This is a genomic window from Mycobacterium paragordonae (assembly GCF_003614435.1).
Lineage (GTDB): Bacteria > Actinomycetota > Actinomycetes > Mycobacteriales > Mycobacteriaceae > Mycobacterium > Mycobacterium paragordonae.
Genome location: NZ_CP025546.1, coordinates 4234155 through 4245728 on the forward strand (window position 1 = coordinate 4234155; position 11574 = coordinate 4245728).

Annotated in this window: 11 protein-coding genes and 1 pseudogene; 7 read left to right on the top strand and 5 right to left on the bottom strand. The window is 65.8% G+C overall.

What is annotated here, in order from left to right:
* Positions 1-22: 22 nt before the first annotated feature.
* Positions 23-628, top strand: a pseudogene (locus tag C0J29_RS19265) (alpha/beta fold hydrolase); the annotation flags it as partial.
* 156 nt (positions 629-784) lie between these two features.
* Here C0J29_RS19265 and C0J29_RS19270 read toward each other — a convergent pair.
* The 3 genes from C0J29_RS19270 to C0J29_RS19280 are packed head-to-tail and all read right to left on the bottom strand — an operon-like array spanning position 785 to position 3663.
* Positions 785-1249, bottom strand: a complete 465-nt coding sequence (locus C0J29_RS19270) for a nuclear transport factor 2 family protein (RefSeq protein WP_120793246.1) — start codon at positions 1247-1249, stop codon at positions 785-787.
* Positions 1250-1255: 6 nt separating this feature from the next.
* On the bottom strand, positions 1256-2047 hold the full coding sequence (locus C0J29_RS19275; RefSeq protein WP_120793247.1) for an SDR family NAD(P)-dependent oxidoreductase: 792 nt from the start codon (positions 2045-2047) through the stop codon (positions 1256-1258).
* Positions 2044-3663 carry a flavin-containing monooxygenase gene (locus tag C0J29_RS19280; protein ID WP_120794837.1) on the bottom strand — a complete coding sequence of 540 codons (1620 nt, stop codon included), beginning with the start codon at positions 3661-3663 and terminating at the stop codon, positions 2044-2046. The genes C0J29_RS19275 and C0J29_RS19280 overlap by 4 nt, the downstream gene beginning before the upstream one ends.
* A gap of 129 nt (positions 3664-3792) precedes the next feature.
* Between C0J29_RS19280 and C0J29_RS19285 the strand changes: the two genes are divergently transcribed.
* From C0J29_RS19285 to C0J29_RS19310, 6 genes are all read left to right on the top strand, one after another.
* Positions 3793-4977, top strand: a complete 1185-nt coding sequence (locus tag C0J29_RS19285; protein ID WP_065044762.1) for an acyl-CoA dehydrogenase family protein — start codon at positions 3793-3795, stop codon at positions 4975-4977.
* A gap of 9 nt (positions 4978-4986) precedes the next feature.
* Positions 4987-5889, top strand: coding sequence for a VOC family protein (locus tag C0J29_RS19290; protein ID WP_197748216.1), 903 nt, complete (start codon positions 4987-4989; stop codon positions 5887-5889).
* Between the two features lie 158 nt (positions 5890-6047).
* Positions 6048-6848 carry an IclR family transcriptional regulator gene (locus tag C0J29_RS19295; RefSeq protein WP_065044760.1) on the top strand — a complete coding sequence of 267 codons (801 nt, stop codon included), beginning with the start codon at positions 6048-6050 and terminating at the stop codon, positions 6846-6848.
* The gene (locus C0J29_RS19300; RefSeq protein WP_120793249.1) at positions 6845-7768 is read left to right on the top strand and encodes an alpha/beta hydrolase; all 924 of its coding nucleotides are present in this window, start codon (positions 6845-6847) and stop codon (positions 7766-7768) included. Before C0J29_RS19295 ends, C0J29_RS19300 begins: the two co-directional genes overlap by 4 nt.
* Positions 7761-8108, top strand: a complete 348-nt coding sequence (locus C0J29_RS19305; RefSeq protein WP_065165357.1) for a hypothetical protein — start codon at positions 7761-7763, stop codon at positions 8106-8108. Before C0J29_RS19300 ends, C0J29_RS19305 begins: the two co-directional genes overlap by 8 nt.
* Positions 8101-8757, top strand: a complete 657-nt coding sequence (locus tag C0J29_RS19310) for a Dabb family protein (protein WP_120793250.1) — start codon at positions 8101-8103, stop codon at positions 8755-8757. Before C0J29_RS19305 ends, C0J29_RS19310 begins: the two co-directional genes overlap by 8 nt.
* Here C0J29_RS19310 and C0J29_RS19315 read toward each other — a convergent pair.
* Both C0J29_RS19315 and C0J29_RS19320 read right to left on the bottom strand, forming a co-directional pair.
* Entirely contained in the window at positions 8754-9641 is an 888-nt protein-coding gene (locus C0J29_RS19315) for an SDR family NAD(P)-dependent oxidoreductase (RefSeq protein ID WP_120793251.1), read from the bottom strand. The genes C0J29_RS19310 and C0J29_RS19315 overlap by 4 nt on opposite strands.
* Positions 9638-11530: a flavin-containing monooxygenase gene (locus C0J29_RS19320; RefSeq protein WP_120793252.1), complete on the bottom strand. Its 1893-nt coding sequence runs from the start codon at positions 11528-11530 to the stop codon at positions 9638-9640. The genes C0J29_RS19315 and C0J29_RS19320 overlap by 4 nt, the downstream gene beginning before the upstream one ends.
* Between the last annotated feature and the right edge of the window lie 44 nt (positions 11531-11574).

Here is an 11574-nt window from a genome sequence, read left to right on the forward strand (position 1 = left end):
TCACGGGGACGACGGACCGGTGGTGCTGTTCCTGCACGGCTCGGGCCCCGGCGTCAGCGGCTGGCGCAACTTTCGTGGAGTGCTGCCGACATTCGCCAGGCACTTTCGGTGCCTGATCCTCGAATTCCCCGGCTTCGGCGTCACCGACGACTTCGGCGGACACCCGATGATCACCGCTCAGGGCGTCGTGGCGCCGTTCCTCGACGCGCTCGGGGTGGAACGCGTCCACATCGTCGGCAATTCGATGGGCGGCGGCGTCGGCATCAATTTCGCGATCCGCTACGCCGACCGCATCGACCGGTTGGTGACGATCGGCGGAATCGGCACCAACACGTTCAGTCCCGGTCCGAGCGAGGGCATCCGCCTGCTGCAGGAGTTCACCGAGGACCCCACCCGGCAACGACTGGTCGACTGGCTCAAGTCGATGGTCTACGACCAGACACTGGTCACCGAGGAACTGATCGAGGAACGCTGGCAGTTGGCCACCGATCCCGAGACGCTGGCGGCCGCACGCCGCATGTACGGCAAGGCCGCCTATGCGGCGATGATGGCGGCGATGGGTGCGACCGACCGGCCGATGCCGTGGGCGGTCATGCACAAGGTGGCCGCCCCCCACGCTGCTGACGTGGGGGCGCGACGACCGGGTGAGCCCGCTGGACATGGCCATCATCCCGATGCGCACCATCCCCAACGCGGAGCTGCATGTGTTTCCCAACTGTGGGCACTGGGCGATGATCGAGGCCAAGGCGGCGTTCGAAAGTACTGTCCTGGCGTTTCTTTCGCGCTAGGAGTCTCGGGTCAGCAGGGCACGTGCCTGTGGGTTGCCGTCGAGCACCCGGCTGGTGCGGATGCCGATCTGCCACCGCCCGTCGATCCGGCGCAACGCGAAATGGTTTGCGGTAGCACGCCATACGCGGTAGCCGTCGCCGTCGCGCACCAGCACCAGCGACTCACACACCGCCACCGCGGTGTCGCCGTCGACCGTCACCGCGGCCGGCCCCAGGAAGTGGCTGCACCCGTGCGCCACCATCCTCTGATGCGCCCCGGAGTTGACCATGGCGCGCACTTCGTCGCGGCCCTCCATGCGCATCAAGTCGATGTCGTAGACACCGTCTTCCGCCCATAAGCGCGCCGCCGCGTCGGCATCGCCGGCATCCACCGCTGGGCCGTAGGAGGCGATCAGCCTGGCGATGTCACGCTCGTCTTCCAGCCGGTTCAGCCGGGCCAGCAGGTCTTTGATCTCGGTCATGGCTTCCTATTTCCGGCCGATGAGGGCCTGGACGCGGCGGTGGGCGCCGAGGACGATCGCGGCCCGGTCGGGTCCATTGCCCCACCCGAACGCCGCGGCGTTGTCACCGGCGATGAGCACCGGGCCATTCGCCAGATTTGCCAATCCCTCGCGGGCCACGTCCGCAGGCTCCGACACCACCAGGCCGGGTATGTCGAAGTTCAGTCCGGCGCGCTCCATGGCCGGCGTGCGGGTGACGCCCAGGACCAGCTCCAGCACGTCGACACCGTACTCGCGGAGCTCGAGCCACAGACTCTCGGCGAACAGCCGGCCGAAGGCTTTGACGCCGGCGTAGGCCGACTGCTGCATAGATCCGTAGGTGCCCGCCAGCGAGCCGACCAAAATGATGCCGCCGCGACGCCGCTCCCGCATCGGACGGCCGAAATGCTGGACCAGCTCCAGCATCCGGGTCACGTTGAGGTCGATCACCTTCGCGACCGCGGCCAGATCGGCGTCGAGGAACTGTTCCCGGCAGGTGTTGGCGCCCGCGTTGTAGACCAGCAGCCCGACCTCCAGGTCGGCGGTGTCGGTGGCGATACGTGAGATTGATTCGGGCTCAAGCAGATCCGTGGCGATCGTGCGGACCTGCGCCCCCAGGTCACGGCAGCGCCGCGCCGTCTCGTCCAGCGGGGCCGTTTTGCGTGCGATCAGCACCAGGTTGATCCCGTCGCGTGCCAATTGCGCGGCGAACTCCGCTCCGACGCCCTCGGAACCACCGGCGATCACCGCCCACGGTCCGTACCGTGCCGGATCGGTCATGTCGTCCCTGGCTTCTTGACGAGTTCGAACCCTTTGTAGCCGGCCTCAGCAACCTCTGCGCAGATTTGGTTGTACGTGGCGAAGCCGCCGATGAACAACATGAAGCCCCTTGGCTTTCCAGGCACATTGGCCCCCATGTACCAGGAGTTCGCCTTGGTGAACAGCGTCGCCTCGGCCAGTCGCGCGCATTCGGCGCCCCAGCTGTCGACCGCTTCGGCGCCGGCTTCGATTGCGGCATAACCGCGAGCGTCCAGGTATTCGATGGCATCGGCGATCCAATTCACCTGCGCCTCGGCGTGTAACACCATGTTGGCCAGGACGGCCGGTGCCCCGGGGCCCGAGATCACGAACAGGTTGGGGAAGCCGTCGATGCCCAGGCCGAGATAACTGCGCGGCCCGTGCGCCCACCGGTCGCGCAACGTAGCGCCGTCCCGCCCGACGATGTCGATCTTGGCCAGCGCTCCGGTGAGTGCGTCGAAACCGGTTGCGAGAACGATCATGTCGAGGTCGTAATGCTGGTCGGTGGTGTTGATACCGCTGCTGTCCACCGATTCGATCGGGGTGGCCCGCACGCTGACCAGCGTGACGTTGGGTTGGTTGAAGGTCTGAAAGTAGTTGCTGTCGGTGCATATTCGCTTGGTCCCGATCGGGTGGTCGGTCGGGATCAGCAGGTCGGCAACGGCCGGGTCCTCGATAACCGCGCGGACCTTCTCCTCGTAGAACTCGCGGGCCGCTTCGTTGGCGGCCGGATCGGTCGTCTGGTCGGGAAAGGTCTTGGAGTACAGCACTCCGCCCAACTGCCAACGCTTCTCGAAGGCCGCGCGCCGCTCTTCCGCGCTGAAATGCATGGCTGGTTTGGTCGCCGTGATGTGCGGTGATCCCCCGCCGCTGCGCCACGACAGCCGGCGCCGTTCCGCATAACCGCTCTTGATCTCGTCGAGTTCCTGAGGGGACAGCGGTTTGTTGCCGGCCGGGACGCTGAAATTCGGGGTGCGCTGAAAGACGGTCAGTTGCGCGGCCTGCTCGGCGATGAGCGGAATCGATTGGATGCCTGAGGATCCGGTGCCGATGACGGCCACCCGCTTACCGGTGAAGTCGACGGGTTCGTGCGGCCAGTGCGCGGTGTGGTAAATCTCGCCTGCGAAGGTGTCCAGTCCGGGGAACTGGGGCGTCATGGCGTCCGACAGCGGGCCGGTCGCCATCAGCACGTAGCGCGCCGTGAGCCGTTGCCCGGTGTCGGTGGCGATTGTCCAGTGCAGCGCGTCCTCGTCGAAAACGGCCGAGCTGACCCGGGTGTTGAGCTCGATGTCGCGGCGCAGGTCGAGTTTGTCGGCGACCCAGTTCAGGTAGCGCAGGATCTCCGGCTGCGTCGCGTACTTCTCGGTCCAGTCCCACTCCTGCTGCAGCTCCTCGGAGAACGAGTAGCAGTAGTCGACGCTCTCGACGTCACAACGGGCGCCTGGGTAGCGGTTGTAGTACCAGGTGCCGCCGAGCTCGGGGGCGGCCTCGAGCACCCGGACCTGCAGGCCCTGGGCGCGCAGCTTGTGCAGGGCGTACAGGCCGGCGAAGCCGGCACCCACCACCACCACCACGTCTGAAGGTTGCTCACCATTCACAAGGACCCACGGTAGGGCGTCGCGGCCGTCTGCCGATAGCAGGTTCCCGGTCATCGGGCCGTGGGGGCGATTTTGAGCTCCGACTGCGGTAGACCAGAAGACAGCCCCAGACAACGTTAGGACGACAGCATGAGCGAGCGGGTACTCGACCGAGTCGTGGAGATGGCGGACCAACTGCGCGAGCAAGCGCCGGAAGCGGAGCGCATCGGCCGGCTCACCGACGACACGGTAAAGATGATGAAGGCGGCCGGGTTGATCCGGCTGCTGCAGACCAAGCAGTACCAGGGTTTCGAGGTACACCCGCGGGAGTTCGCCGAGACGACAATGGCGACGGCAGCCCTGGATCCCGCCGCGGGCTGGATCGTCGGCGTGGTAGGCGTGCACCCGTACCAGCTGGCGTATGCGGACCCGAAGGTCGCCGCCGAGATCTGGGCGGACGACGTCGACACCTGGATGGCCTCGCCGTATGCGCCGCAGGGTGTGGCCCGGCCCGTAGAGGGTGGGTATGTCTTCAACGGGCGCTGGCAGTTCAGCTCGGGCACCGACCACTGCGACTGGATCATCCTGGGCGCGATGCTCGGTGACGACAAAGGCATCCCGCTGATGCCGCCCCGGATGCTGCACATGATCCTGCCGCGCAAGGACTACGAGATCGTCGACGATTCGTGGAACGTGGTGGGGCTGCGCGGCACCGGCTCCAAGGACGTCATCGTCAAGGACGCTTTCGTGCCCAGCTACCGGACCATGGACGCGACGAAGGTGATGGACGGCACCGCCCAGCGCGAGGCCGGGATGACCGAGCCGCTGTACCTGATGCCGTGGTCGACGATGTTTCCGCTGGGCATCTCGGCGGCGACGATCGGCATCGCCGAGGGCGCGCTGGCCGCACACCTGGACTACCAGCGTGAGCGCGTCGGGGCCACCGGGACCGCAATCAAGGACGACCCGTACGTCATGTACGCGATCGGCGAAGCCGCCGCCGACATCAACGCCGCCCGCCAGGAGTTACTGGCCAACGCCGACCGCATCTACGACATGGTCGCCGCCGGGAAAGAGGTGTCGTTCGCCGACCGCGCTGCCGGGCGGCGCACTCAGGTGCGGGCGGTGTGGCGCGCGGTCTCGGCGGTCGACGAGATCTTCGCCCGCTCCGGGGGCAACGCCTCGCGGATGGACAAGCCACTGCAGCGTTACTGGCGCGACGTGCATGTCGGACAGATGCACGCCATCCACGTGCCCGGCTCCACCTACCACGCCGCCGCGCTGAGCTCGTTCGGCGCCGAGCCTCCGATGGGTCCACTGCGCGCCTTGATCTAGGAGTGGCTGGTGTTCAAAAGCCTTGGCTACATTACTATTTCGACCGACGAAATCGAGCGCTGGCGGCATTTCGCGTTCGGTGTGCTGGGTTTCGCGGAGGGCTCCGGCCCGGATCCCTCCGCGCTGTACCTGCGCATGGACGAACGCGCGGCCCGGATCGTCCTGGTGCCCGGCGACAGCGAACGGGTACTGGCCGTCGGCTGGGAGGTCCGCGACGGCCCGGCGCTGCGGCGGCTGAAGTCAGTCCTGGACGGCGCCGGGATCGCATTCAAGGAACTGTCCGCGCGAGAGGCCGATGCCCGCCGCGTCGAAGAAGTCATCACCTTCGAGGACCCGGCCGGCATCACCCTCGAGGTGTTCCACGGTGCGGTGCTGGACCACAGCCCGGTGGTCACACCGTTCGGCGCCCGGTTCGTAACAGGCGATCAGGGACTGGGCCACGTGGTGCTGCCCGCCACCGACCCGGGCGGGCTCTTCGATTTCTACACCGAAATACTGGGCTTCCGGTCCCGCGGGGCGTTCCGGATACCGACGCCGCCGGAGTTCGGCCCGATCCGGGTGCGCTTCCTGGGCATCAACGCACGCCATCACAGCCTGGCGATCGCTCCGGCCATGCACCAGCGCGACCCCGGCGTCGTGCACATCATGGTGGAGGTGGACACCCTCGACGCCGTCGGGCAGGCGCTGGACCGGGTCAACGCCGAGGGCATTCAGGTGTCATCAACCCTTGGCCGTCATACCAACGACAAGATGGTCTCGTTCTACGTCCGTGCGCCCGGCGACTGGGACATCGAATTCGGCACCGACGGCATGCGGGTGGACGAAAACTCCTACACCGCAGAGGAAATCACCGCAGACAGTTACTGGGGCCACCAGTGGGTCGACGAGTTGCCCGCGGCCATGCGCCCCTGAGTTTTCTTGCGCGAGCAGACGCGAAATCGCACCTATCCGGGAGGAAATGTGCGATTTCGCGTCTGCTCGACGCAGCACGGTGAGTGACACGGACCACATAGATGTGATACAAGTAGGCATATTCCTAATAGGAATATGCCTACGTTCGGGAGGATCCCATGTCAGCGAGTGTCGAGTCCGCAACCCCCAGCGCAGTCATCGACCGCATCTCTCTCGTCCTCGATGCGTTCGACGGACCTGGACGCCTCACGCTCGCGCAGATTGTGCGGCGCACCGGGCTGCCCCGGTCATCGGCGCACCGGATGCTGGAGCGGCTGGTGCAACTGCGGTGGCTGCGCCGCAGCGGACGCGACTACGAGCTCGGCATGCGCCTGGTCGAACTCGGATCACTGGCCGTCCACCAGGACCGCCTGGTACGCGCGGCGAAACCGCTCTTGGACGAATTGCACCGTGCCACTGGACTCGTCGTGCACCTTGCGGTGCTGGACGGCACCGACGTCGTCTATCTGGACAAGATCGGCGACCGCATCTGCAACGGACTTCCCACCCGCGTCGGAGGCCGCCAGCCCGCACACTGCACCGCGGTCGGCAAGGCCATGCTGGCGTACTGCGACGACGCTTCGCAGGTCGATCTGCGCGTCGGTAGGACCAAATACTCGATCTCCACCGGTTCGCAGTTGGCCGCCGAACTGGCCAAGGTCCGAGCCCACGGCGTCGCCTTCGAACGCGAGGAATCGCTGCTTGGATTCGGTTGTGTCGCAGCGCCTATCGGCCAGATCGGCGAGGCCGTCGCCGCGGTCTCGGTCTGCGGTCCGATGAATCGCATGCGGTTCGACCAGAGACTGACGGCGCCGGTACGTATGACCGCGATGGGCATCTGGCGGTGCGTCGAGGGCGATTCCGTGGCGCCGACGTTGCAGCCGTTGCGTCCGCTGCGCCCGGCACTGCAGTACGCGTGAAGCTCGACCCTCAGATCGCTGGGATGATCGCAGAGTTGGACAGCGGCTTCCCGCCGGTGCACACCATGACCGGCGCGCAGGCGCGGGCGATCATCCGCTCGCGACTGGTGGTGCCGGATGAGCCGGAGCCGATCGCCGAAATCCTGGATGAGTTGGTTCCCGGACCCGGTGGCGATATTCCGGTCCGGATCTACCGCCCTGCCGGCGACGAGCTGCCCGTCCTGATCTACGCCCACGGCGGCGGGTTCGTGTTCTGCGATCTGGACAGCCACGACGGCTTGTGCCGCAGCATCGCGAATTCGACTCCGGCCGTGGTTGTTTCGGTCGGTTATCGGCTAGCGCCGGAGCATCCGTGGCCGGCGGCGGCTGAGGATGTGTATACGGTTGCCGATTTGGCGGCAAACGGGATGTTTGGCGGAGACCGCGGCCGGCTCGTGGTCGGAGGAGACAGCGCGGGTGGGAACCTCGCCGCGGTGACCGCACTGATGTCACGCGATCGTGGCGGCCCAGAGCTGGCGGCGCAGTTGCTGATTTACCCGGTGATTGCGGCCGACTTCACCACGGAGTCTTATCGCCTGTTCGGCCATGGCTACTACAACCCCAAGCCGGCGATGCAGTGGTATTGGGATCAATACGTTCCCTCGCCCGCCGACCGCACGCACCCGTACGCCGGACCCCTGCACGCCGATTTGCGCGGGTTGCCGCCTGTCGTCATGGTCGTCGCGGGCCACGATCCGTTTCGCGACGAGGCGCTCGCCTACGCCTCCGCCCTGCGTTCAGCCGCAGTTCCCGTGACGCTGCTTCAATTCGACGGCGGCATACACGGTTTCATGAGCATGCCAACACTCGACATTGCTCGGGATGCACGACGGCGGGTGGGCGTGCTGCTCCGCTCGGTCCTCGGGTCGGCCGATGGCTGACGCTCAGGTCTTTGTCATTGATCGCGTGGTGACCCGGCCGGGTTGTGCGCGCAGATTCGTCGAGACCTATCTCGCCGACTATGCACCGGGTGCACGGAAGCGCGGCATGACACTGCGTGACGTTCTGGTGAGTCCACCGATTTGGTTGGACGACGAAGTCAACACCATCTCGATCACCTGGACGCTGCCCAGCGTGACCGCCTGGTGGCACATGACGTGGCAGGGCCGCACGGATGCCAGTTTGGCCGAATGGTGGTCGGCTATCGGCGAGCTGATAGTGGAACGGTCACGCTCATTCGCCGCAGCCGCAGATGACGTGGACGGTCTGTGCGATGTATAGCGTCATCAGGTTGCTTGACGTGCAAGAACCCGACCGCGACCGGATCATCGGCGACCTGCGTGTCGTCGCGGCCCGCATGCCCTACTCAATCGTGCAGCCGACCATGGCGGGTTCACGTAACGGCGGCGACATTCTCGTTCATCTGCGTTTCGCCTCGGAAGATGAATGGCGTTTCTCGGAAACAGAATTCGCCGCTGTCCTCGCTGACGCCGCGGTGACACGAATCAATGGCGCCAACTATCCGGGCAGCCCGGTTCGCACCCGGACGACCATCGGCACGGTCTACCGCACCCTGCTGCTGCGCGTCTCTCCCGACACCGCAACCAGGACGATCTCGCGCTTCGAAGAGGAACTCCGATCGATGCCGCGCTATGTGCAGACGATCACCGCTTGGCAACTGAGTCGCGTCGACTCGGCGGTGGGGATGTCGCCGTGGACCCATGTGTTCGAGCAGACGTTCACCTGTGTCGATGGGCTCACGGGCCCGTATCTGATGCACCCCATCCATTGGGCCGTCGTGGACCGCTGGTTCGATCCCGAATGCCCGGACGTGATTGTCCGCGATCGGATATGCCACAGCTTCTGCGCGCTGCCCGAGACTGCCAACTGGGATGATCTCCCGTCGTCTCAGCAACGGGCAAACGGCTAGAGACCAGCGGGCCGGATGTTCGGGTTCGCGGTGTCCGGCGGTGCCAGCGGCGGCAGTAACGAGGTCCCGTCCAGGCTGCGCACTGGCAAGCCTTGCGTCCAGGGATAGTGCAGGCTGAACGCCACCAACCCGGTGCACTCCGCCGCGGGCCGATGACACATGGCGAGCACGGTCTCGGCCAGGTACTCGACCGGCTCGGTCGGAAATGAATCTGGAATGAGTTGGGCGGCACCGGGTGTGCGCACAGCAGTGGACGGACCGACACAGTTGACCGCGATGTTGGAGTCCACTAGTTCGGCGGCCACGCCCTGGGTGAAGCGGTGCAGCGCAGCCTTGCAGGATGCGTAGATAACGTCGCCGGCTGTCTTGTTGTAATCCCGGTACGGCCGCACCGGCGCCAGACCGGTGACCGAGCCGATGTTGACGATCCAGCCGCCACCCTGCTTGTGCATATGCGGGATAACGGCTTTCGTCAGTGCGAACGGTATTCGCAGGTAGTGGTCGATGGTCCTTTCGAAGGTCTCCGGGGACATCTGCTCGACCATGGCATAGTCGGCAAAACCGGCATTGTTGACCAGGATGTCCACTTTGCCCGTGCGGCCGATCACCTCGTTGATCAGTTGCTCGCGCTGTGCAGCGATTTCCAGGTCTGCCGGTACCGCGATCGCCCGTCCGCCAGCGGCCTCTATCAGAGTGACGGTTTCGTCGATCGTGCCCGGCAACACCGCGGCTACGCGGTCCCGGACCGACGGTGAGGGCTGATGTGAACGGGCCGTCACCACCACGGTGGCACCCTCGGCGGCGAGTCGGCGGCCGATCGCCCGCCCGATACCGCGGCTGCTACCGGTCACCAAAGCCGTTCTTCCCGCAAGCAACCCGGTCATCGCAGTTCGAAATGCGCTTCGACGGGCGCCCGGTGTTCGTTCCAGAGATCGACGAGCCGGTAAGGCGTGGCCACCACGACCCGACCGGAATTCGACCGGTAGTAGGTGTGCGCACTGGGCGTGTGGCACCAGACGGTCCCGGCCATGGCCCGGTCGATGCCGGCCACGTATTCGTCGTAGGCCTGCCGGGTCACTTCCATGGTGGCGGCACCGCGCAGCGCCATCAGTTGCAGACATTCGACGATGTAATGTGCCATCACTTCCATCGAGAAGTTCGCGCCCGCACCGTGTCCGGGACTGTAATTGGGCGCCGAGTTGATGAACAGGTTCGGGAACCCGGGAACGGTGCCACCCCGGTACGCGGCGGGGCTGTCCCCCCACTCGTCGACAAGTTTCCGGCCGTCGCGTCCCCTTACGTCGATCGTGGAGAGGAAATCGAGGTGGTAGCCCGTCGCGTAGACGATAACGTCGAGGTCGATCTGCGTGCCCGACTGTGTGACAATGCCTTTCGCGTTGACCTCGCGCGGCTCGCTTGCCTCCACGTCGACGTGGTCGCGCGTCAGCGCCGCATAGTAACCACCGGGGTCGCGAACGATCCGCTTGCCGTACGGCGCGAAGTCCGGCGTCACCTTCTTCGCCAGTTCTGTACCCGCTCCGAAGGTTTGATCGATGTAGTTCAGACACATTTGCAACAGCACGTCATTGGCGGGCGAGATCGACAGGTGAGTCGACGCCCACTCCGGGTCCCGCAGGATGACGGGGTAGTTGTTATCGGCCGTGCCCCAGAATGACTTGAGTCTGTTCCAGTTGGCGTAGTACGGCAGGTGACGGCCCAGGTAGCGGCGGTAGTCCGGCACGTCGTCGGTCAACCGCTTGCGAGGCGCCACCCAGTGCGGTTGCCGCTGAAACACCGTCAGGTGTTCGACCTCGTCGACGCAGGCGTCCACGATCTGCACCGCGGTACAGCCGGCGCCGACCACCGCGACCCGCCGACCGGCCAAGTCCACCGAAGGATCCCATTGCGCGGAGTGAATACTGTTGCCCGCGAACGCCTCCCGGCCAGGCAGATCCGGCCAGCGGGGGCGGTTGAGATAGCCGGCGGCAGTAATGACCACGCGCGCATAGCTGACATCGCGGTTGCCGTCGCGGTCCACCGACCGAATCTCCCACTGGCCGCGATCGTCATCCCACCACAGGCCCTCGACCTCGGTGCCAAAGCGGGTGTGCGCGCGGAGCCCGTACTTGTCGGCCAGTTTCGTCAGGTAAGCCTGGTATTCAGCGCCTTGCGGGTAATAGCTCGTCCATTCCGGGTTCACCTCGCGCGACAGCGAGTAGTAGGCCGACGGCGTGTCCACGCCGATACCCGGGTAGTTCGTGGTCAGCCAGGTACCGCCGACCTCGTTGTTGCGATCGAATATCTGGTACGCGACTCCGGAGTCGGCGACCGCCAGCGCGGCGATGATGCCGGCGATACCCGCCCCGACGATGGCCACCGTCGTGGTATCGGGAATCGGCACCGAACGGGGCAACGTCGGCTGTGAGAGTTGAAACCCGCCCTGCTCGAGCAGCAGCGGCACGAACTCGTCGTCGACCGGAGAGCCGAGCGCCAGCGGTAGCAACCGCCGAAACAGATCGGCGTCGTCGGCGGCGCGGGATCCGGGCGTCCTGGTCGTTCCAAGTGCGGCGACAATCGCGTCGCTTAACGCTTCGGCGGTGACCGGGTCGGTGACGCCCCTACGTTCAGGCGGGTCCGGGATATGGGAAATCCGCGGTCCGAAGGTGTCAACAACCGAGGGATCACCGGTGAGTTGGGCCAGTACGGCGACCAGCACGCCCGGGTCCCCCAGACTCAGGTTTGCCCGCAACTCATCGGGATCCGGCCGGTTCATGCCTGTCAGTATCTGGGGACTCGGCGATCGGTCCGACGGCCCTT

Coding starts and splice junctions, on each gene's coding strand:
- C0J29_RS19270 (WP_120793246.1), bottom strand. CDS start 1,249: ATGACCGAGATCAAAGACCTGCTGGCCCGGCTGAACCGGCTGGAAGAC.
- C0J29_RS19275 (WP_120793247.1), bottom strand. CDS start 2,047: ATGACCGATCCGGCACGGTACGGACCGTGGGCGGTGATCGCCGGTGGT.
- C0J29_RS19285 (WP_065044762.1), top strand. CDS start 3,793: ATGAGCGAGCGGGTACTCGACCGAGTCGTGGAGATGGCGGACCAACTG.
- C0J29_RS19295 (WP_065044760.1), top strand. CDS start 6,048: ATGTCAGCGAGTGTCGAGTCCGCAACCCCCAGCGCAGTCATCGACCGC.
- C0J29_RS19305 (WP_065165357.1), top strand. CDS start 7,761: ATGGCTGACGCTCAGGTCTTTGTCATTGATCGCGTGGTGACCCGGCCG.
- C0J29_RS19310 (WP_120793250.1), top strand. CDS start 8,101: ATGTATAGCGTCATCAGGTTGCTTGACGTGCAAGAACCCGACCGCGAC.
- C0J29_RS19315 (WP_120793251.1), bottom strand. CDS start 9,641: ATGACCGGGTTGCTTGCGGGAAGAACGGCTTTGGTGACCGGTAGCAGC.
- C0J29_RS19320 (WP_120793252.1), bottom strand. CDS start 11,530: ATGAACCGGCCGGATCCCGATGAGTTGCGGGCAAACCTGAGTCTGGGG.